A 20829-nucleotide genomic window follows, 5' to 3' on the forward strand; every position below is an offset into this window, starting at 1 on the left:
AGCTGACGGCGGCCCGGTTGGCGGGCACTTAACACCGGCTTGGCGGCACCGGCACCGGCCGCGGCCGCCACGCCGATCATGCGGCCACGGACGGGTCCATGATTCCCGGCGCCCCGCCGATTCGTTACCGTGGATACGTGACGACGCCGTTGCAGTTCACTCAGGCATTCTGGAACAACCCCCATCCCGTGTACGCGCAGCTGCGGGAGGAGTCCCCCGTGCGCCCGGTGACCCTGCCGAACGGCATGGAGATCTGGCTCGTCACGCGGTATGCGGACTGCCGGGCGGCGCTCGCCGATCCGCGCCTGTCGAAGCGCCAGGGCGCCGGGGACAACGCCCGGTCGCTGGCGCAGCCGGTGCGCTCCCCGCTGACCCGCCACCTCCTCGCCAACGACCCGCCGGACCACACCCGGCTGCGGCGGCTCGTGTCCCGGGAGTTCACCGCCCGGCGGGTCGAGGCGCTGCGGCCGCGCGTCGGCGAGCTCAGCGCGGCCCTGATCGCGTCGCTGCGGGAGCGGGGCGCCTCGGCGGAGCTCGTCGAGGACTACGCGGTGCACCTGCCGATCCAGGTCATCTGTGAGCTGCTCGGCGTGCCGATCGAGGACCAGGCCGACTTCCGGCGGTGGACGTCGGTGATGGTGTCGGCGTCGGCGTCGGCCGGTGGCGCGGGCGTGCCGGAGGCGGCCGCCGCGTTCGTCGGCTACCTGCTCGGGCTCATCGGGCGCAAGCGCGCGGCGCCCGCCGGCGACCTGCTCAGTGCGCTCATCGCGACCCGGGACGAGGGCGACCGCCTCGACGAGGACGAGCTCACGTCGATGGCGTTCCTGCTGCTGCTGGCCGGGCACGAGACGACGGTGAACCTGATCGGCAGCGGGATGTACACGCTGCTGACCCGCCCCGACGTGCGGCGGTCGCTGGAGGCGGACCCGGCGCTGGTCCCGGCCGCGGTCGAGGAGTTCCTGCGCCTGGAGTCGCCGGTGGAGACGGCGACCTCGCGCACGGCGACGGAGCCGGTCACGTACGGCGGCGTCACGATCCCGGCCGGGGCCATGGTGGCCATCTCACTGCTGGCGGCCGACCGCGACCCGGAGCGGTTCCCGGAGCCCGACGCGTTCGACCTCGGCCGGCCCGACAACCAGCACCTGGCGTTCGGGTACGGCATCCACTACTGCCTCGGCGCGCCGCTGGCCCGGCTGGAGGCGCAGATCGCGTTCACCGACCTCCTGGCCGCCTTCCCCGGGATGGCGCTGGCCGTGCCCGCGGACCGGGTCGACTGGCGGCCGGGGACGCTGATCCGCGGGCCGGTGGCGCTGCCCGTCACGCTCTGAACCGGCGCGGGCGCCCGGCACCCGGCCGGGCGTCCGGCGCTCAGTCGGGCAGGTGGCGCTCAGTCGGGCATGTGGCCGCCGGCGCCCAGGAAGAACGCGGCGATGCCGAGGACGGCGACGACCAGGGCGGCCAGCTTCGTGAACCGGCCCGTCGGGTCGGCGACCGTGACGTTGAACCAGCCGCGCGGGTCCTTGCGGACCCGGATCGTCTCGCCGACCTTGGGCTCGGTGCTCATGAACCGCAGGCGGCCGAGGTTCTCGCCGGTGTCGCGCTCGGCGACCTGGTAGGCCGGGAAGCGGTGCTCCGACACCTTGCTGACCGCGCGCACGACCTGGGTCACGCGGGCGTCGGTCGGCACGCCCTCCCTGGACATGTACACCGGCAGGACCAGCAGCGCGCCGAGGACCGAGGCGAAGCTGAGCACCAGCAGCATCACGACCCGGTTGCCGGCCGCGTGCTCGGGGGCGCCGAGGCGGTACAGCAGGTAGCCGGGCACGGCCGCGAACAGCGACAGTGCCAGGCCGGCGGCGAGCCAGGTGAAGCTCGGGCCGCCGGCCAGGATGCCGGTGACGATGACGAAGGCCGTCGTCACGACGAGGGCGACGAGCGAACGCCAGACACCCTTGAACAGTGCGCGCCACGGATAGTGCCTCACGAGTGGCCACCGTAGGCGATCACCGCGCCGGGCGCTGCCCCCGGGTCGGCCTCAATGTCCCGGCCCAGCTCAGATGGTGCCCGCGACCCGCTCGGCGGCGGTCGTGTACTCCGGGACCGTCGACATCGCGGCGGCCAGCCGCAGGTACGGCAGGGCCTCGCGGGGCCGGCTCTGCCGCTCCAGGGTCCGGCCCAGCAGGTGGCACGCGTAGTGGTCGCTCGGGTCGCGCTCGACCAGGGCGCGCAGGTGCGTCTCGGCCCGGTTGAGCTGGGCCGAGGCGAAGTAGGCGCGGGCCAGCCACAGCCGCACCTCGGCGTTGCTCGGCTCCTCGTCGAGCACGGCGGCGAGGATCTTGGCGGCCTCGATCGGGTCTCCGGCGTCGAGGTAGAGGACTCCCCTGCGGTACTCGGCGATGACGTCGTTCATTCCCATGGGATGTCCTAACGTTTACGCGGTACGGAAAAGTCCCTAGTGCTGCCGCAGCCACCCGATCAGGTCGTCGAGCACCTGCTCCTGCTCGGGCTCGTTGTAGACCTCGTGGTGCAGCCCGTCGTACACGTGCAGCGTCAGGTCCTGCGAGCCCGCCCGCTCGGCGATCAGGCGGCTGGACTCGGCGGCGACCAGGCCGTCCTCGGACCCGTGCAGGACCAGGGTGGGCAGCCGCAGCTCGGGCAGGCGGCGCTGGAAGACCGCCATCTGGGTGAGCATCGCCCCGCCCAGGCCGGCCGGGATCTTGCCGTGGTGGACGAGCGGGTCGGCGTCGTACTTCGCGACCACCGCCGGGTCCTTCGAGATCAGCACGGACGGCAGTGACTGCACGGGCGCGCCGGGCGCGATCCGGCCGAGGACCTTCGCGACGGCGATGGCGGGCTTCGGGATCCCCGTGCCGGGCACGACCGGCGTCCCCGACAGCACGAGCCCGCGCAGCCCGGCCTGGTTGTCGAGCGCATACGCGAGGGCGATCATGGCGCCCATGCTGTGCCCGATCAGGAACGGCGCCGGCCCCGGATGCCGCCGCCGCACCTCGTCGAAGAGCAACTGCAGGTCCCGGGTGTACTCCGAGATGCTCCGCGCGAGCAGCCGCTTGCCCTCGGACCGGCCGTGGCCGCGATGATCCGGGGCGTACACCGCCAGCCCGACGGCGCCCAGCCGCTGCACCACGTGGTCATAGCGCCGGGCGTGCTCGCCCATGCCGTGGGACAGCACCACGACGCCCGTCGGGCCGTCCTCGGGCGTCCATACGTCGTAGACGATCCGCACGCCGCCACCGCCGGTGAGGCTCCGCTCCTCGCGCTGCATGGCAGCATGGTCCGCCGCCCGCCCCGCCTCCGCAAGCACACCGGCCGTTTCCGGGCCACGAACCGGCCCCGGCCCGCCCGCCCCCGCCCCGCTCACTCCGGCGCGCCGCGACCTACCCGCGCGGCGCGACCTGCCCCACGCAGCTTGACTTGCCCCGTGCGCGGCCCGACTTGCCCCGCGTGATGCGCGACCTGCGCGACTTGTCCCGCGCGGCGCGACTTGCCCGGGTGCGGCGCGACCTCCCCCGCGTGATGCGCGACCTCCCCCGAGCGGCGCGACCGGCCCCGCCCAGCCCGACTCTCCCCGCGTGATGCGCGACCTGCGCCGTGCGGCCCGACTTGCCCCGCGTGCGGCCCGACTTGCCCCGCGTGCGGCGCGACTTGCCCCGCGTGCGGCGCGACTTGCCCCGCGTGCGGCGCGACTTGCCCCGCGTGACTTGCCCCGCGTGCGGCGCGATCTGTACCCGCTGCTGCGGCCGGTCGCCGCCGGCCGCGCGGCGGGGTCGGCCCGGGCGTGCCGGGCCGCCGTCCCGCAGCACCCGGGCCGCCGCGCCGGACGGGGCGGCGGCGGGTGGGGCGGGAGCGGTGCTGCGGGCGGGCGGTGCTGAAGGTGGTCGGCGGGTTACGCTGCGCGTTCGGCGGCGGAGCGTTCGATGCAGAACTCGTTGCCCTCAGGATCGGCGACGACAACCCAGCCGGTACCGTCTGGACGTCGGAAATCGTCGACTTGAGAGGCGCCCAGGGCAAGAACGCGTTCCACCTCCTCGTCGCGGGTCGCGTCAAGCGGCTGCACGTCGAAGTGCACGCGGTTCTTGACGCTCTTGGGCTCGGGGACGCGGATGAACAGCAGGCCGGCAGAGCCGTCCGGGGCGAGGATGAGCGCCTGATCATGCGTGGGCAGATTGGGGTCGTTGGGTGCCTCCTGGTAGCCGGTCACCGCGCTCCAGAAGAGGGACAAGCGGTACGGATCGGCGCAGTCGATCGTGATGTGCCTGATGCGGACAGTCATTGCGTCAAGGTATATGTGACAACGGTGTTGCCGCCGAGAGGAGCCGAAGGTTGCTGACAGCTGGCCCGGCGTGGACGGCGGGGGCCGTCGGCACGCAGACGACCACGCCACGCACCGACCGGGGCGACACGCCCGGCGCACCGGCGTCACCGGGATCACCGGGGCCGCTGCTGGCCGGGGCCGAGGAGGTGCTGGTGCTCACCGGGCGGGCCGATCTCGGGTTCGTCGAGCGCTGCCTGCGCCAGGCGCGGGCCGGTGGGGCGCGGACCACGGTGCTCTACGACGCCCGGGCCGAGGCCGTGCCCGGCGACGGGGACGCCGCCCTGCGCGACGTGCTGCCGGTGCCGGTCGTGGCGCGTTCGGGTGGCGGGTTCCGGGCTCGGGTCGTGATCGCCGCGTCGGCCGACGGGGCCACGGTGTCGATCGGGTCCGGGGATGCGACGCCCGGCGGGTGGGGGCTCGGCGCGGAGGTGTGGACGCACCTCACCGCGGACGGGGCGACGGTGCCGACGCTGATCACCGACCTGGCCGCGTGGCTGCGGCGGCTGCCGGAGCTGCTGTGGATCGAGCCCCTCGGGGTGGAGCGCCTGACGGCGGTCGCCGACCTGCTCAGCGCCCGGCCCCACGCGGCCGAGGCCGACGAGCCGCTGCTGCTCGTCAACGACGAGGTCCCGTTCGTGGAGCAGCTGCCGTTCGCCGCGGGGGCGGACCGGCTGGGCGTGGCGGCCGGGGCGTTCGACGCGGCCGGGCGGGCGTTCGCGGAGATCGCCCGGGCGGTGCGGGCGCTGCAGGTCCGGCTGCTGGTGCCGGTGGGCGTGCGCTGCGACGTGGCCGGTCTGACGGCCGTGCTCGACGAGGTCGGCGGGTTCGACGAAACGGGCGAAGTGCTCGTGCAGGCGGCGACTGACCGGCAGTACCACGGCGCAGGGCTCTTGGAATGGTGGAGCGGCGACACGGGCGTGCTCGTCACGGGCGGGCTGGAGTGCACGCCCGAGTCGCTGCTGGTGACGAGCGCCGACCCGGGCGGCCACGTCGAGCTGGGGCTGCTGCAGGAGGTGACGGCGTCGCTGCTGGACGAGCCGGCGGCGCACGACGTGGCGCTCGGCGACCCGGGCCTCGCGGTCCGCACGCCGGAGCCGGCCGGGGCCGCCGCCGCGCGGGTCCTCGCGGTGCGGCTGCACGCCGACCGGGTCGAGGCCGGCCTTGTCGCGGCCGGTGCGACGGCGCCGGACGGGCTCGTCGCGACAGTCGGCGAGACGTCGGTCAAGCTGCCGTGGACGGGGGCGGAGGGGCGCCTGCACACGTACGTGGCCGAAGGGGCCACGCTGCGGGGCCGGGCGGCGCAGATCCGGGCCGCGGACGGCACCCAGCTCGGCACCGCCGTCGTGAGCGACGTCGCCGTCGCCGTGACCCGCTACAGCCGGCCGTCGCCGCTCGAGTCGCGCGACCTCGCCGACGTGTTCGGCGACGCCGACGACCTCGAGAACCTGTTCGCCGCGGTCTCGCAGCTCGCATCGGGGCGCACGCAGCGCTACGGCACCGCACCGGCCGAGCGCCGCGCCGCGGAGGAGGAGCGGCTGCGCGCCATCGTCGGCCCGGCGCTGCTGGACTTCGCGTTCGGCCGCACGCTCGTCGACGCCGCCGGCGAGATCGCGATCGCCGTCGCCTCGATGGACGCCGGGCAGATCGAGCGGCTGCGCCAGCAGGTCCTGCGCCTCGGCGGGGCCGCGTCGGGCTGGCCGCTGCCGGCCCGGCTCACCGCGTTCCGGATCGTGCTGGTCCTGGCCGCGGCCGGGCTGTGGCCGGCGCCGCAGGACTGGACGCCGCTGCTGGCCGCCGGGCTCGACGCGCTGATCGCGGCCGACGACGAGGCGTTCGCCGGTGAGCAGGGCGCGCTGGCGACCGTGGGGATCGCGGCGGTACACCATGGGCATCTGCTGTCGCCCCTGGGCGGCTTCGAGGACCTGCGCGCGCAGGTCCGGCTCGATCAGACACCACCGGAGGAGCTAGTGGCACAATACGCAGAGGGCCTGGCCGGCGACGTGCTCGGCACCGAGTTCCAGGCCGCGGGCATCGCCGCCGACGCCGGGGAGCTGCTCGTGCGCTCCCCGTTCGACGACGCGGTCGACGCCATCCCCGAGTCCGTCGGCACCGTCCAGCGCTCCGACAGCGGCGGCGTGCTGGTGGACACGTCGAAGGATCCGCGGCGTACGACGCTGCTGGTCCTGGACCTGCTCCGCGACTTCCCCGACACGCACGTCACCGTCCGCGGCAGCGCGGGGACGGAGACGCACGGCTGGTGGAACGGGCGGCGGCTGGTGCTGCTGTCGCCGTTCGGGGGGCGGTGGCGGGGGTCGCTGTGGCCGGGCCTGATCACGGGTATCGCCATGTACGCCAAGGGCGCCGCCCCCCTCCCGGCCGCCGCCCGGACGTGGATCACCGAGGTCGCGGAGATGGACGAGGGCTGACCTCCGCCTCTCCTCCTCATGTGCAGGCCGTCGGCACGTTGGGCTCGGGGCGCGATTTTCGTCCCGGCGCTTCGGCACGCCGGCGCTGAGCAGCGGCAGGCCGAGCAGCAGCGGCGCGGCACGGTTGGCGTTCCGGCAGGCTTGGCGTTCCGGCACGGTTGGAATTCCGGCAACCCTCGGCGCTCTGGCACGTCGGCGCCCTGGCACGTCTGCGCCCTGGCACGTCTGCGCCCTGGCACGTCTGGCGGCCTGGCGCTTCGGCGCGCGGGCGCTCCGGCACGGTTGGACTCCTGGCACTGCGGCACCCTGGCACGGTTAGCGCTCTGGCACTGCGGCGCGTCGGCGCACCGGCATGATCGGCGTCCCGGCAGTGCGGCACGACGGCGCTCCCGCCCGGTGGCGTTTCGACATCGCTGTCGCGCTGCGGCACGCTGGGCATTTGGCGCTTGGAAACGCTGCATTTTCGGCGCTTCGGCGCGCTCCGCTTTGGCGCTTCGGCGCGCTTCGGCGCTTCGGCGCGCTCCGCTTTTGGCGCTTCGGCGCGCGAATTGTGTGCGGATTATCGTCGGTGGATTACCGCAATCGGTAATTCGATAATTCCCGGCCGCTCAGTGGGGAGCGCTGCGCGGCCTGGGCGCGAGCGGCTCGGCGGTGGTCATGGTGATGCGTGCGGCGTGCGGCGTGTGGCCTGAGCGACTTCGGGACCCTCCTGATACGTGATGAGCTGTCCGGTAATGGGCGCCGCGGAGGCGTACTAGTACGCAGACAGGTGGTCGGGCCCGGTCCACGCTGCGGGGCATGAAGCAGAACGCAGTCGTCCTCGGCGGCGGCGTCGCCGGGCTCCTCGCGGCGGCGGCATTGGCGCCGCGGTACGACATCATCGAGATCCTCGAGCGGGACGACCTGCCGGAGGGGCCCGAGGCCCGCCGGGGTGCGCCCCAGGGGCGGCACGTGCACGCGATGCTGCCGCGCGGGCTGCAGGCCATCGAGCGCCTGCTGCCCGGGACCACCGATCGGCTCACCGAGGCCGGCGGCATGCGCGGGGACGTGCTCGGCAACGCCCGGTGGTACCTCAACGGCCTCCTCCTGCGCCAGAGCGACCTCGGCCTCACCGCGATCACCGCGAGCCGCCCGCTCATCGAGCACACGATCCGGGCCGCCGTCCGGGCCCTGCCGAACGTCGTCCTGCACGACGGGCACGACATCATCGGCCTCGATCCGGGCCGCGGTGTGCAGGTCGCCGACCGGCACGGCGGCGGGTCCCGGGTGATCCCGGCGTCGCTCGTCGTCGACGCGACCGGCCGGGCCTCGCGGATGCCGCAGTGGCTGGCCGCGTTCGGCTGTGCGCCGCCGCCGGAGGACGCGGTGCCGATCGACCTCCGCTACGCCTCCCGTGTCTTCGAGGACCGGGGCGGCGACCTGCTCGGCGACGACCTCGTCGTGATCACCGCCCGCTACCCGGGCCGCCGTCGCAGCTCCGTCATGCAGCGCCTCGAGCACGACCGGGTGCTCGTCACCCTGGCCGGCGTCCACGGCGAGCGCCCGCCGGGCGACCTGGAGGGCTTCGCGCAGTACGCCGACAGCCTCTCGGTCCTGGACACCGCAAAGGTCGTCGCGGCCGGCCACCCGGTCGGTGACGCCGTCACGTACCACTTCCCCGCGTACGTCCGCCGCCGCTACGAGCGCGTCGAGCTCCCGCCCGGCCTGCTCGTGATCGGCGACGCCGCGTGCGCCTTCAACCCCGTGTACGGCCAGGGCATGTCGACCGCCGCCATGTCCGCCGAGCTGCTCCTGGACGACGTCGACCCGCAGCACTTCCACGCCGCCCAGGCCCAGCTGCACGAGGCACCATGGACCCTCGCGGTCGGTGCCGACCTGGCCCTGGACGGGGCGCCGCTTGACGACAATGCCAAAGCCCCGGCGGAGCTGGTACGCCGCCTGCAGCTCGCCGCCGCCGAGGACGCCGACCTGGCCGCGGCGTTCATCCGCGTCACGTCCCTCGTCGACTCCCCGCGCGCGCTGGCCGAGCCGTGGATCGCCGAACGCCTCAAGCGGTAGCAGATCCACAACCGCCCGCCGGCGCAACGCCCCGTCCATCGCCTCGTCCACCGCCCCGCCCAGGCGCCACCGCACCGCGGCAGGCCCGACCGCTCAGGCCACGACGGCCCGACCACCCGGCGCTCACGGGACGCATCAGACGGCTAGGTACGGTCCAGCACGCGAGCGAGGTCCAGCACGCGAGCGAGGCGCGGCACGCAGGCACGGCAGGACACAGGGGCACAGCAAGACACACCGGCACGGCAAGGCACACGGGCACAGCAAGACACCGGCACGGCACGGGCGCGCCGACGCGACGCTCGGGTGCAGCGCGATGCGCGCGTGCAATGCAGCGGGTGCAATGCGGTGCGGCACGCGGCCACGGTGCGCAGCTGACGCCGGTCGGGCACGGCGTGCGGTCGCGCGTGCAGGGCGCGGATGCAGGGCGCGGATGCGGGTTCGATGCTGCGCGCGGACGCGGACACACCACAACGCGCGGATGCGGAGGCGGGCACGGCACAACGCGCGGACGCGGACACAGCACAGCGCGCGGACGCGGAGGCGGACACGGCACAACGCGCGGACGCGGACACAGCACAGCGCGCGGACGCGGAGGCGGACACGGCACAACGCACGGACGCGGACACGACACAACGCGCGGAGGCGGGCACGGTGCGGTGTGCGGGGATGGGGACGGTGTTGGGCCTGCCCCGTTTTGACGGACATCTGAGATCAGGAGCCTGTGGGCTTCGGGAGGATGTCCAGCATCATGGAGAGTATGGGCAAGCAACGGCCTCGGCCTCGTCGTTCGTTCACGGCGGAGTTCAAGGCCGAGATCGTGGAGTTGTGCCAGCGTGGTGACCGTTCGGTCCGGCAGGTGGCCCGGGATTTCGATCTGACCGAGACCGCGGTGCGGGACTGGGTGAAGCAGGCCGCGATCGACAGCAACGCCAGCAGCGGTGGCGGTTCGGCGGCGGGTGCGCCGGCGGCGGGTGGGTTGACGTCGGACGAACGGGCGGAACTGGCCCGGCTGCGGCGGGAGAACCGCCGGTTGCAGGAGGACGTCGACATCCTCAAACGGGCCACGGCTTTCTTCGCGAGGGAGACCCGGTGAACGTGTATCCGTTCATCGAGGCGGAGCAGGCCGGCAAGCGCAACATGAAACGTGCGTGTGAGCTGCTGCAGGTCTCCCGGTCCGCCTACTACCGCCGCAATCACGTCTCCGACCGGGCCCGCGCCGACCAGGACCTCACCGCGCAGATCATCGCGATCCACGACGCGTCGAAAGGCACCTACGGCGCGCCGCGCATCCACGCCGAACTCGCCGCAGCAGGGCGGCGGCACGGCCGCAAACGCATCGCCCGGCTGCTGCACGGCACCGGCCGCCGTGGCCGGTCCCCACGCCGGTGGCGGGTCACCACGGTCCCGGACCCAGCCGCTTCCGCGCGTCCGGACCTGATCCAGCGTGGGTTCGCCCCGGACCCGGCGGCGGTCGACACCCGCTGGTGCGGCGACATCACCTACATCAACACGTGGGAAGGGTGGCTGTACCTGGCCACCGTCATCGACCTGGCCTCCCGCCGCGTCGTCGGCTGGGCCGTCGCCGAGCACCTGCGCACCGACCTCGTCGACGCCGCGCTCACCGACGCGGTGCACCGCCACAGGCCGGCGGACGGGTTGATCTTCCACTCCGACCGCGGCTGTCAGTACGTCAGCGCCCAGCACGCACGGCTCGCCAACCGCCACGGCGTCAGGCTCTCCGTCGGCCGGCGCGGGCAATGCTGGGACAACGCCGTCGCCGAATCGTTCTTCGCCACCATCAAGACCGAACTCGTGCACCGGCAGGCCTGGCCCACCCGCACCGCCGCACGCAAGGCGATCTTCGAATACATCGAGGGCTGGTACAACACCCGACGCCGGCACTCCAGCCTCGGCTACCTCAGCCCAACCGCCTACGAGGCCAGCAGGATCGACCCACCGCTCAGCAAGGTAGCCTGAACCACCACATCGACCCTGTCCGTCAAAACGGGTCAAGCCCATGTGGCGCGTGGATGCGGATATGGCGAAGGGGCCGGACAGCGCCGGCCCCTTCGCGCTCAAGCAGGTAACCGTCAGAAGCCGCGGGCCAGGCGGTAGTAGGCCGCGTTCCAGCGGACCTCCTTCGCGAACTGCCGCGGCGTCGTGTCCGCGTCGATGACCAGCAGCTCCGTGCCCACCATCTCGGCCAGGTCGTGCAGCTCCTCCACGCCCACCGCCGAGGACAGGACCGTGTGGTGCGGGCCGCCGGCCGTGAGCCACGACTCCGCGGACGTGGCGAGGTCGGGGGCCGGCTTCCACACCGCGCGGGCGACGGGCAGCTTGGGCAGTGGCGCGGAGGGGGGTACGACCTCGATCTCGTTGGCGACGAGCCGGAAGCGCTCCCCCAGGTCGGCCAGGCCCAGCACGACCGCGGGGCCGGGGGCGGCGTCGAACACGAGGCGCACCGGGTCCTCGCGGCCGCCGATGCCGAGCGGGTGGATCTCGCACGACGGGGTGTCGGCGGCAATCGACGGGCATACCTCGAGCATGTGGGCGCCGAGGATGACCTCGTTGCCGGGGGTGAGGTCGTACGTGTAGTCCTCCATGAACGACGTGCCGCCCCCGGGCACCATGGCCTTGAGGGTGCGCACGAGCACGGAGGTCTTCCAGTCGCCCTCGCCGCCGAAGCCGTAGCCGTCGGCCATGAGCCGCTGGACGGCCAGGCCCGGCAGCTGCCGCAGGCCGCCGAGGTCCTCGAAGTTGGTCGTGAACGCCTTGTACCCGCCCGCGTCGAGGAACCCGCGCAGGCCGAGCTCGATCCGGGCCGCGTACCGCAGCGCCTCCGAGCGCTCACCGAGCAGCGCCGAGGAGACGCGGTAGGTGTCGGCGTACTCCTTGACGAGCTTGTCGACGTCGGCGTCCGCGGCCGCGTCGACGGCCTCGACGAGGTCGTTGACGCCGTAGGTGTTCACCGAGACGCCGAAGCGCAGCTGCGCCTCGACCTTGTCGCCCTCGGTCACGGCCACGTCGCGCATGTTGTCGCCGAAGCGGACCAGCTTCAGGGAGCGCATCTCGGCGTATCCGGCGGCGGCCCGGGCCCAGGCCCCGATCCGCTGCGCCACCCGCGGGTCGGTGACGTGCCCGGCGACGGTCTTGCGGGCCACGCCGAGGCGGGACTGGATGTAGCCGAACTCCCGGTCGCCGTGCGCGGCCTGGTTGAGGTTCATGAAGTCCATGTCGATGTCGGCCCAGGGCAGCGCGACGTTGGACTGGGTGTGCAGGTGCAGCAGCGGGGTGCGCAGCGCGTCGAGGCCGGCGATCCACATCTTCGCCGGGGAGAACGTGTGCATCCAGGCGACGACGCCGACGACGTCCGGGTCGGCGTTCGCCTCCAGGCACACCTTGAGGATGTCGCCGGCCGAGGTCAGGACCGGCTTCCACACGACCCGGGGGCCGACGGCCGGCGACTCGTCGAGGGCCGCGGCGATCTGACGCGACTGCGACGCCACCTGCTCCAGGGTCTCCGGTCCGTAGAGCCCCTGGCTGCCGGTGAGGAACCAAATCTCGTGCGTCGTCATCGTGCGCCCTTCTTACTGGTGGGCTGCTGCCCGTATACGTTCTGGTAGCGGTCGTACAGCGAGTCGACGGCCTCGGCGGGCAGCCGCTGCACGGGGCCGAGCTGGCGGGCGAAGTGCATGGTGCGGGCCACGTCCTCGCACATGACGGCCGCCTTGACGGCGGCCCTGGCGTTCTTGCCGATCGTGAACGGCCCGTGCTGCGCCATCAGTACCGCGGGCGAGCGGTGCCCCTGCAGCGTCTCGACGATGCCGCGGCCGATGGCGTCGGAGCCGATGAGCGCGAACGGCCCGATCGGGATGTCGCCGCCGAACTCGTCGCCCATCGCGGTGATGGAGCACGGGATCGGCTCGCCGCGGGCGGCCCAGGCGGTCGCGTACGGGCTGTGCGTGTGCACGACCCCGCCGACCTCGGGCATGTGCCGGTACACGTAGGCGTGGGCCTCGGTGTCCGACGACGGCGCGTGCTCGCCCTCGACGAGCTTGCCCTCGAGGTCGCAGATCACCATGTCGGCCGGGGTCAGGTCGTCGTAGCTGACCCCGGACGGCTTGATGATCAGCAGGTCCTCGCCGGGCACCCGGGCCGAGACGTTCCCGGAGGTCCAGGTGACGAGGCCCCACCGGATGAGCTCCGAGTGCAGGGCGCAGACCTCCGCCCGCAGTGCCGCGATCGAGCTCATCGGGAGACCTCCTCGCGCAGGGCGCGCAGGCGGTGCAGCACGTCGTTGGCGCCGCGGCCGAAGTAGTCGTGCAACGTCTGATACTCCGCATACAGCCGGTCGTAGACGTCCGCGGCCGCGGCGTCCGGGACGTAGACATCGCGCGAGACCTTGCCCATCGCCTCGGCGGCCGCCCGGATGTCCGGGTAGACCCCGGCCGCGACCGCCGCGTGCATGGCCGAGCCGAGCGCCGGGCCCTGCTCGGAGCCGATGACCGAGATGGGCCGCCGGAGCACGTCGGCGTACACCTGCATCAGGAAGCGGTTCTTGAGCAGCCCGCCGGCGGCGATGAACTCGGTGACCGGGACGCCCGACGACGTGAGGGCCTCGATGATCGTGCGGGTACCGAACGCGGTCGCCTCGACGAGCGCGCGGTACACGTCCTCGGGCCGCGTGTGCAGGGTCTGCCCGACGATGACGCCCGACAGGCCGTGGTCGACCAGGACCGAGCGGTTGCCGTTGTGCCAGTCGAGGGTGACCAGGCCGTGCTGGCCCGGCTTCTGGGCGGCGGCCCGCTCGGTGAGCTCGTCGTGGGTGAGCCCGCCGGACAGCAGCGTCTCGACGTACCAGCCGAAGATGTCGCCGACGCCGGACTGGCCGGCCTCGTAGCCCCACAGGCCGGGGATGATCCCGTCCTGGACGACGCCGCACATCCCAGGCACGTCGGCCAGGTCGGCGCCGCTCATCACGTGGCAGGTCGACGTGCCCATGATGGCGACGAGCTGGCCGGGCTCGACGGCCTTCGCGGCCGGGGCGGTGACGTGGGCGTCGACGTTGCCGACGGCGACCGCGATCCCGGCCGGCAGCCCGGTCCATCCGGCCGCCTCCTCGGTGAGCGACCCGGCCCGGCCGCCCAGCGGCGCGAGGGGCCCGTCCACCTTGGACACCCAGTCGCCGAAGCCGGGGTGCAGCGCCTCCAGGAACGCCTTCGACGGGTACGCGCCGTCCTGGTAGACGCCCTTGTAGCCGGCCAGGCCGATCATCCGCGTCTCGACGCCGCACAGCTGCCAGACGATCCAGTCGGTGGCCTCGATGAACCGCTCGGCCCGCGCGTAGATGTCGGGCGCCTCCTCGAGGACCTGCAGCGCCTTGGCCAGCTGCCACTCCGAGGAGAGCTTCCCGCCGTACCTGCTGATCCACGGCTCGCCCCGCTCGTGGGCGAGGGCGTTGATCCGGTCGGCCTGGCCCTGGGCCGCGTGGTGCTTCCACAGCTTCGGGTACGCGTGCTTCTCCTGCGGCAGCACGTCGGACAGCGGCGTGCCATCGGCGAGGACCGGCAGGAACGTGCAGGCGGTGAAGTCGGTGGCGATGCCGACGACCTCGGCCGGGTCGATGCCGGCCGCGGCGACGGCCTGCGGGACCGCGGTGCGCAGCACGTCGACCCAGTCCGACGGGATCTGCAGTGCCCAGTGGGGCGGCAGTGGGTCCCCGGTGGCCGGCAGGGTGCGCTCGACGGCACCGTGCCGGTACTCGTGGACGGCCGTGGCGACCTCGGCCCCGTCGGCGGTCCGCACGACGACGGCCCGCCCGGACAGGGTGCCGAAGTCGACGCCGACTGTGTATTGCGTCATGGAGTTCTCCGCGCGGTCTTTTTCCTGGTCACCGTCCGCTGCAGCACGATGAAGACGAACAGCAGCGTGCCGATGAAGATCTTGGTCCACCAGGAGCTGAGGGTGCCCTGGAACGTGATGAGGCTCTGGATGAGGCCGAGGACCCCGACGCCGAGGACGGTGCCGAGCACGAACCCGGAGCCGCCGGTCAGCACCGTGCCGCCGATGACGACGGCCGCGATCGCGTCGAGCTCCATGCCCAGCGCGTTGAGGCCGTAGCCGGACGGGGTGTAGAACGTCAGCAGGATGCCGCCCAGGGCGGAGCACAGGCCGCTGATGGTGTACACGGCGATCTTCGTGCGCCCCACGGGCAGGCCCATGAGCATCGCCGACTGCTGGTTGCCGCCGAGGGCGTAGATGTTGCGGCCCAGGCGGGTGTAGGCGAGGACGTACGCGGCGGCGATGACCACGACGCCGGAGATGACGACGCTCCAGCCGATGTGGAACCCGCCGAACCGGATCTTGTCCGAGGCGATGGTGTTCCAGGTCTCGTTGGTGATCGGGATCGAGTCGGTGCTGATCACGTAGCAGGTGCCGCGGGCGAGGAACATCCCGGCCAGGGTCGCGATGAACGGTTGGATGTCGAAGAAGTGGATGATCGCCCCCATCCCGAGGCCGATGATCCCGCCAACCGCGAGTGCTACCAGTACCACCAGAGCGGGGTTGATGCCCTTCTCCAACAGCGTCGCCGTGATCATCGTGGTCAGGGCGACGACCGCACCGACCGACAGGTCGATGCCGCCGGTGAGGATCACGAACGTCATGCCGACCGCGACGACGAGCAGGAACGCGTTGTCGATGAAGATGTTCAGCACGACCTGGGTGTCGTCGAAGCCCTTGTACCGCACCACGCCGACGCTGTACATGATGAGCAGCAGGACCCCGGTGGCGAGCACCGGCTTGCGCAGCCAGTTCGCCGCGATCCGGCCGGCCGAGCGGGTCGGGGTGTCCACTGTGGTCATGCGCCGACCTGCACCTTCTCGTCGGCCCGCGCCGCGACCGGGATCGGCCGGCGGCGCTGGAACATCGCCCGGAACTTCGGCGACTGGGCGAGGCACAGGACGATGACGACTATCGCTTTGAAGAGCAACGTGACTTCCGGGGGTACTCCGACCGTGTAGATCGTGATGTCGAGCGTCTTGATGATGACGGCGCCGAGCACCGTGCCCGCGATCGAGAAGCGCCCGCCGGACAGCGAGGTGCCGCCGATGACGACCGCGAGGATGGCGTCGAGCTCGATCAGCAGGCCGGCGTTGTTGCCGTCGGCGCTCGACACGTTCGAGCTGATCATGAGTCCGGCGACGGCGGAGCAGACCGCGGCGAAGACGTACACGCCGAGGATGAGCCACCGGGCCTTGATGCCGGCCAGCCGGGACGCCTCGGCGTTGCCGCCGACCGCCTCCAGGAGCATGCCGAGCGCGGAGCGGCGCACGAGCACCACGGCCAGGACGATGACCGCGGCCGCGATGAGCACGCTCAGCGGCAGGGAGAGCCAGTAGCCGGCCCCGATCATCTTGTACGGCCCCGAGTTCACCGTGATGATCTGCCCGTCGGTGATGAGCTGGGCCAGGCCGCGCCCGGCGACCATGAGGATCAGCGTCGCGATGATCGGCTGGATGCCGATGGTGGCGACGAGGAAGCCGTTCCACACGCCGAGCACCAGAGCCAGGGCGATCGCGATGCCGACGGCGGCGAGCACCCCGGGCACGCTGCCCTGGTCGCCGAGGTCGCTGATGCGCAGGCAGGCGATGGCCCCGGCGATGGCGACGACGGCACCGACTGACAGGTCGATGCCGCCGGTGGCGATGACGAGCGTCATGCCGAGCGCGACGAGCGCCAGGGGCGCCGAGGACCGCAGGATGTCGATGATGCTGCCGTACAGGTGGCCGTCGCGGACCTCGATGTTGAGGAACGTGTGCGTGTGGATCAGGTTGGTGATGAGCAGGACGACGAGCACGGCGATCGGCCAGGTGAAGCGCTTCACGCGGTACCACCCCCTTCGGCGATGGCCGCCATGAGCCGGTCGGTGTTCACATCGTCGGTGTTCGGCAGCTCGGCCACCACCCGCCGGTCGCGCAGGACGGCGATCTTGTGGCTGAGCCGGAGCACCTCCTCGAGCTCGGCGGAGATGAACAGCACCGCCATGCCCCCGTCGGAGAGCTCGGTGACCAGCCGCTGGATCTCGGCCTTGGCGCCGACGTCGATGCCGCGGGTGGGCTCGTCGAGGATGAGCAGCCGCGGCTCGGTGATCAGCCAGCGGGCCAGGAGCACCTTCTGCTGGTTGCCGCCGGAGAGGTTGCGCACGGGCAGGTCCGGGTTGGCCGGGCGGATGTCCAGCGCCTTGATGTACTTGGCGACGAGCTCGTCCTTGCGCTGCTTGGACAGCGGCCGGGACCAGCCCCGGGCCGCCTGGAGGGCGAGCACGATGTTCTCGCGCACCGACAGCTCCTCGATCAGGCCCTCGGTGCGCCGGTTCTCCGAGCAGAACGCGATGTCGTGCTGCATCGCGGCGCGCGGGCCGGGCATGGCGACCGGTTTGCCGTCGACCGCGATGGTCCCGCTGTCGGCTTTGTCGGCGCCGAAGAACAGCCGCGCGGCTTCGGTACGTCCGGAGCCCAGCAGCCCCGCCAGCCCGACGACCTCGCCCTTGTGGATGGCGAGGTTGAACGGGGCGATGGAGCCGGTGCGGCCCAGGTCGTTCGCCTCGACCACGGTGTCGGCGTTGTCGAGGCGCCGCTTCGGCTGGTCCTCGAGCCGCTCGAGGATCGCCAGCTCCTTGCCGATCATCAGGCTGACCAGCTCGAGCTGCGGCAGGTCGGCGACGAGGTGCTCGCCGACCAGCCGGCCGTTGCGCAGGATCGTCATCCGGTCGCAGATCTCGTAGACCTGGTCGAGGAAGTGCGAGACGAACAGGATCGCCATGCCCTGGCTCTTGAGCTGGCGCATGACCCGGAACAGCTGGGCCACCTCGCCGGCGTCGAGGCTGGAGGTCGGCTCGTCGAGGACGAGGACCTTGGCGTCGACGTCGATGGCCCGGGCGATGGCGACCATCTGCTGCACCGCGATCGAGTATTCGGCCAGCGGCGCGGAGACGTCGAGGTCGAGCTCGAGGCGGTGCAGCAGCTCGGCGGCCCGCTTGCGCATGGTGCCCCAGCGGATGTGGCCGAAGGTGCGCGGCTCCCGGCCGATGAAGACGTTCTCGGCGACCGAGAGGTTGGGACAGAGGTTGACCTCCTGATACACCGTGCTGATGCCGGCCTGGGTGGCTTGCAGCGGCCCGGTAAAGCTCACCGGGGCGCCGTCGAGGACGATCTCGCCCGCGTCGTTGCTGTAGACACCCGTGAGCACCTTGATCAAGGTTGACTTCCCGGCGCCGTTCTCGCCCATGAGGGCGTGGACCTCGCCTGGCAACAGGCGGAAGTCCACGTCCTGCAGGGCCATGACACCCGGGAACTGCTTGGTGATGCCGGTCATGGTCAGCATGGTTGGGTCAGGCTCTCGAACTCTTTAGTACTTGCGGTCGGGGAGGGCGGCCTTGGCCTGCTCGGGCGTGAACTCGGTCTCCACGGTGAGGATCCGCGGCTCCACCGTCTCGCCCTTGACGACCTTCTTGGCCAGGTCCATGAGCTGAGGGCCGAGCAGCGGGCTGCACTCGACGATGTGGTTGATCTTCCCGGCAGCCAGGGCGGTCATGCCGTCCTTGACCGCGTCGACAGAGATGATCTTGATGTCGGTGCCCGGCTTCTTGCCGGCCGCCTCGATCGCCTCGATCGCACCCAGGGCCATGTCGTCGTTGTGCGCGTAGAGCACGTCGATCTTCGGGTTGGCCTTCAGGAAGGCCTCCATGACCTCCTTGCCCTTCGCCCGGGTGAAGTCACCGGTCTGCGACGCGATGATCTTCATGTTGGGCGCGGCCTTGATCGCGTCGGCGAAGCCCGACTTGCGGTCGTTGGCCGGCGCGGAGCCCGTCGTGCCCTGCAGCTCCACGATGTTCACCGGGTCGGTCTTGCCCTGGTACTCCTTGACCAGCCAGTCGCCGGCCTTCTTGCCCTCGACCACGAAGTCCGAGCCGAGGAAGGTCTTGTACAGCGTCGTGTCCTTCGAGTCCACGGCGCGGTCGGTCAGGATGACCGGGATCTTCGCGTCCTTGGCCTCCTTGAGCACCGTGTCCCAGCCGGACTCCACGACCGGCGAGAACGCGATGACGTCGACCTTCTGCGCGATGTAGCTGCGGATGGCCTTGATCTGGTTCTCCTGCTTCTGCTGCGCGTCGGAGAACTTCAGATCGATGCCGGCGGCCGTCGCGGCGTCCTGGATCGACTTGGTGTTCGCAGTGCGCCAACCACTCTCGGCGCCGACCTGCGCAAAGCCCATAGTGATCTTGCCATCGCCCTTGGCGGCCCCCGGTGACGAGGAGTCGCTGGCGTTCTCCCCGCCGCACGCACTGAGCGTGGAGACCAGGAGCACGCTGCCGAGCACAGCAGCGGACCATCTCTTCAGCACTGCGTCTGTCCCTTCGAGATAGCGTGAACGTTCACATTGATAAGCCCATGGCCACACGCCTGGGGTGTCGGGCGGTGGCCTGATGCCGCATGAGGCCTGATTGCATTGGCCGTCGCGGTTGTATTTCGAGAGTGTTAGCGTTCTCATCCCGGGCGTCAAGTAGCGGCGACCGAGATGTTGCCGGAAGGAGACACTCCGTGGCTGCAGCAGTCATCGGGCCGGACCGCGGGCGACCGGGCCCGGTCGCGCACACCGGCACCGCCCCCGGCCTCGACGCCGTCGGCCCGCCGCTGCGCAAGGTCGGCATGCGCGACGTGGCCCGGCTGGCCGGCGTGTCCCACCAGACCGTCTCGCGGGTCCTCAACGACCTGCCGAACGTGAGCGCATCCACCCGCGAGCGCGTCCTGGACGCCGTGCGGGTCCTCAACTACCGCCGCAACCTGGCCGCCCGCACGCTCGTCACATCCCGTTCCCGGACTATCGGCCTGATCGGCTTCGAGACCACCCTGGCCGGCCCGGCCTCGATGATCTACGGCATCGAGAAGGCCGCCCGCGAGGCCGGCTACTACGTCAGCATCGCCACCGTCCGCTCCCTGGAGCGCCACGCCGTCCTCGACGCCGTCGAGCAGCTCTGCGCCCAGGCCGTGGAGGGCATCATCGCGATAGCCCCGAAGAACTCCGTGGCCGACGCCCTGACCCAGGTCCCGAACGGCACCCCCGCCGTGGGCGTGGGCGGCGCCGACGACGGCTACGTCCCGATGCTGCGCGTCGACAACGTGCGCGGCGCCTGCATGGCCACGAGCCACCTGCTCGAACTGGGCCACGAGACGGTCCACCACGTGCCCGGCCCCGCCGACTGGCCGGAGGCCCGCGACCGCATCGACGGCTGGCGCCAGACCCTGCACTCGGCCGGCGCCCCGGTCCCCCCGATCGAACCGGGCGACTGGAGCGCGAGGTCGGGCTACCTACGCGGCCAGCACCTGGCCGCCGACACCCGCGTCACAGCGGTCTTCTGCGGCAACGACCACATCGCGCTGGGCGTCCTGCGCGCCTTCCACGAGGCCGGCCGCCCGGTCCCGGGCCGGGTGAGCGTGGTCGGCTTCGACGACACCCCGGAGTCCGGCTTCTTCCTGCCGCCCCTGACCACCATCCACCAGGACTTCGCCGAACTGGGCCGCCGCAGCGTCGACCTTTTGGTAGCCCAGCTGACCGGCGAACCGTTCCCGAAACCGTCCCCGATCCACCTCTCCCCCCACCTGGTCGTGCGAGCCTCAGCCAACGCCGCCCCCTGACCCGCCCTCAATCCCCAGCCACCGCAATCCCCAGCCACCGCCAGGCTCGCCACCCCGCAACACCCACCGAACCGCCGCTCAGCTCAAGCCACCCCGACGCCGACGCCGCACAAAACGCGCAAATCGGCACAAAATACCTGAGCGACCCGCCTTGCCCTCCCCCAGCCGCGCCGCGCGATCACCCGCGGACCGCAGCGCGGCACAGGGCGGGCGGCGAGGCGGGCGGCCGCAAGCAGCGCACGAGAGCAGCCGCAATGACAGCCGGCGACGACAGTGGAAACACCGTCATCGGGGCAGCGGAATCAACGTCATCGGG

17 protein-coding genes are annotated in these 20829 nt (G+C 72.0%); 6 read left to right on the forward strand and 11 right to left on the reverse strand.

Annotated features, from left to right (window positions below; all coding sequences use genetic code 11):
* The first annotated feature begins 137 nt into the window (after positions 1-137).
* A complete protein-coding gene (locus tag Dvina_RS27930; RefSeq protein ID WP_246655365.1) occupies positions 138-1328 on the forward strand; it encodes a cytochrome P450 family protein in 1191 nt (396 codons plus the stop codon).
* A 59-nt stretch (positions 1329-1387) separates the two neighbouring features.
* Here Dvina_RS27930 and Dvina_RS27935 read toward each other — a convergent pair whose 3' ends face one another.
* The 4 genes from Dvina_RS27935 to Dvina_RS27950 all read right to left on the reverse strand — a co-directional run bounded on the left by Dvina_RS27935 (position 1388) and on the right by Dvina_RS27950 (position 4291).
* Positions 1388-1984 carry a hypothetical protein gene (locus Dvina_RS27935; RefSeq protein WP_223092307.1) on the reverse strand — a complete coding sequence of 199 codons (597 nt, stop codon included), beginning with the start codon at positions 1982-1984 and terminating at the stop codon, positions 1388-1390.
* A 69-nt stretch (positions 1985-2053) separates the two neighbouring features.
* Positions 2054-2416 carry a tetratricopeptide repeat protein gene (locus Dvina_RS27940; RefSeq protein ID WP_223092308.1) on the reverse strand — a complete coding sequence of 121 codons (363 nt, stop codon included), beginning with the start codon at positions 2414-2416 and terminating at the stop codon, positions 2054-2056.
* A gap of 36 nt (positions 2417-2452) precedes the next feature.
* Positions 2453-3283 (reverse strand): alpha/beta hydrolase, encoded by an 831-nt coding sequence (locus tag Dvina_RS27945; RefSeq protein ID WP_223092309.1) that lies wholly within the window; start codon positions 3281-3283, stop codon positions 2453-2455.
* Positions 3284-3904: 621 nt separating this feature from the next.
* A complete protein-coding gene (locus tag Dvina_RS27950) occupies positions 3905-4291 on the reverse strand; it encodes a VOC family protein (protein ID WP_223092310.1) in 387 nt (128 codons plus the stop codon).
* Between the two features lie 50 nt (positions 4292-4341).
* On the opposite strand from Dvina_RS27950, the gene Dvina_RS27955 reads away from it, so the two are divergent.
* From Dvina_RS27955 to Dvina_RS27970, 4 genes are all read left to right on the forward strand, one after another.
* A complete protein-coding gene (locus Dvina_RS27955; RefSeq protein ID WP_223092311.1) occupies positions 4342-6759 on the forward strand; it encodes a hypothetical protein in 2418 nt (805 codons plus the stop codon).
* A gap of 798 nt (positions 6760-7557) precedes the next feature.
* Positions 7558-8817: an FAD-dependent oxidoreductase gene (locus Dvina_RS27960; protein WP_223092312.1), complete on the forward strand. Its 1260-nt coding sequence runs from the start codon at positions 7558-7560 to the stop codon at positions 8815-8817.
* A 757-nt stretch (positions 8818-9574) separates the two neighbouring features.
* Complete coding sequence (locus Dvina_RS27965; protein ID WP_223092313.1) at positions 9575-9910, forward strand: transposase; 336 nt, start codon at positions 9575-9577, stop codon at positions 9908-9910.
* On the forward strand, positions 9907-10794 hold the full coding sequence (locus Dvina_RS27970; protein WP_223092314.1) for an IS3 family transposase: 888 nt from the start codon (positions 9907-9909) through the stop codon (positions 10792-10794). Before Dvina_RS27965 ends, Dvina_RS27970 begins: the two co-directional genes overlap by 4 nt.
* A 113-nt stretch (positions 10795-10907) precedes the next feature.
* On the opposite strand, the gene araA is transcribed toward Dvina_RS27970, so the two are convergent.
* Genes araA through Dvina_RS28005 form a run of 7 tightly spaced genes read right to left on the reverse strand, consistent with a single transcriptional unit; the run spans position 10908 to position 19221 of the window.
* Positions 10908-12392: an L-arabinose isomerase gene (araA, locus tag Dvina_RS27975; RefSeq protein ID WP_223092315.1), complete on the reverse strand. Its 1485-nt coding sequence runs from the start codon at positions 12390-12392 to the stop codon at positions 10908-10910.
* Entirely contained in the window at positions 12389-13069 is a 681-nt protein-coding gene (locus Dvina_RS27980; protein ID WP_223092316.1) for an L-ribulose-5-phosphate 4-epimerase, read from the reverse strand. The genes araA and Dvina_RS27980 overlap by 4 nt, the downstream gene beginning before the upstream one ends.
* On the reverse strand, positions 13066-14679 hold the full coding sequence (gene araB / locus Dvina_RS27985; RefSeq protein WP_223092317.1) for a ribulokinase: 1614 nt from the start codon (positions 14677-14679) through the stop codon (positions 13066-13068). The genes Dvina_RS27980 and araB overlap by 4 nt, the downstream gene beginning before the upstream one ends.
* The gene (yjfF, locus tag Dvina_RS27990; RefSeq protein ID WP_223092318.1) at positions 14676-15680 is read right to left on the reverse strand and encodes a galactofuranose ABC transporter, permease protein YjfF; all 1005 of its coding nucleotides are present in this window, start codon (positions 15678-15680) and stop codon (positions 14676-14678) included. Before yjfF ends, araB begins: the two co-directional genes overlap by 4 nt.
* Complete coding sequence (locus Dvina_RS27995; protein WP_223092319.1) at positions 15677-16702, reverse strand: ABC transporter permease; 1026 nt, start codon at positions 16700-16702, stop codon at positions 15677-15679. Before Dvina_RS27995 ends, yjfF begins: the two co-directional genes overlap by 4 nt.
* Positions 16699-18201: a sugar ABC transporter ATP-binding protein gene (locus tag Dvina_RS28000; RefSeq protein WP_223092320.1), complete on the reverse strand. Its 1503-nt coding sequence runs from the start codon at positions 18199-18201 to the stop codon at positions 16699-16701. Before Dvina_RS28000 ends, Dvina_RS27995 begins: the two co-directional genes overlap by 4 nt.
* A gap of 24 nt (positions 18202-18225) precedes the next feature.
* Positions 18226-19221 (reverse strand): ABC transporter substrate-binding protein, encoded by a 996-nt coding sequence (locus tag Dvina_RS28005; RefSeq protein ID WP_246655366.1) that lies wholly within the window; start codon positions 19219-19221, stop codon positions 18226-18228.
* A 305-nt stretch (positions 19222-19526) separates the two neighbouring features.
* On the opposite strand from Dvina_RS28005, the gene Dvina_RS28010 reads away from it, so the two are divergent.
* Positions 19527-20513, forward strand: coding sequence for a LacI family DNA-binding transcriptional regulator (locus Dvina_RS28010; protein WP_223105757.1), 987 nt, complete (start codon positions 19527-19529; stop codon positions 20511-20513).
* Positions 20514-20829: the final 316 nt, after the last annotated feature.

It is taken from the genome of Dactylosporangium vinaceum (assembly GCF_019904175.1).
GTDB classification, from domain to species: Bacteria; Actinomycetota; Actinomycetes; order Mycobacteriales; family Micromonosporaceae; genus Dactylosporangium; species Dactylosporangium vinaceum.

Bases quoted from the DNA above. Each gene is read 5' to 3' on its own strand.
- Dvina_RS27940 (WP_223092308.1), bottom strand. From the start codon at position 2,416: ATGGGAATGAACGACGTCATCGCCGAGTACCGCAGGGGAGTCCTCTAC.
- Dvina_RS27945 (WP_223092309.1), bottom strand. From the start codon at position 3,283: ATGCAGCGCGAGGAGCGGAGCCTCACCGGCGGTGGCGGCGTGCGGATC.
- Dvina_RS27950 (WP_223092310.1), bottom strand. From the start codon at position 4,291: ATGACTGTCCGCATCAGGCACATCACGATCGACTGCGCCGATCCGTAC.
- Dvina_RS27960 (WP_223092312.1), top strand. From the start codon at position 7,558: ATGAAGCAGAACGCAGTCGTCCTCGGCGGCGGCGTCGCCGGGCTCCTC.
- Dvina_RS27965 (WP_223092313.1), top strand. From the start codon at position 9,575: ATGGGCAAGCAACGGCCTCGGCCTCGTCGTTCGTTCACGGCGGAGTTC.
- araA (WP_223092315.1), bottom strand. From the start codon at position 12,392: ATGACGACGCACGAGATTTGGTTCCTCACCGGCAGCCAGGGGCTCTAC.
- Dvina_RS27980 (WP_223092316.1), bottom strand. From the start codon at position 13,069: ATGAGCTCGATCGCGGCACTGCGGGCGGAGGTCTGCGCCCTGCACTCG.
- araB (WP_223092317.1), bottom strand. From the start codon at position 14,679: ATGACGCAATACACAGTCGGCGTCGACTTCGGCACCCTGTCCGGGCGG.
- yjfF (WP_223092318.1), bottom strand. From the start codon at position 15,680: ATGACCACAGTGGACACCCCGACCCGCTCGGCCGGCCGGATCGCGGCG.
- Dvina_RS28000 (WP_223092320.1), bottom strand. From the start codon at position 18,201: ATGCTGACCATGACCGGCATCACCAAGCAGTTCCCGGGTGTCATGGCC.
- Dvina_RS28010 (WP_223105757.1), top strand. From the start codon at position 19,527: ATGCGCGACGTGGCCCGGCTGGCCGGCGTGTCCCACCAGACCGTCTCG.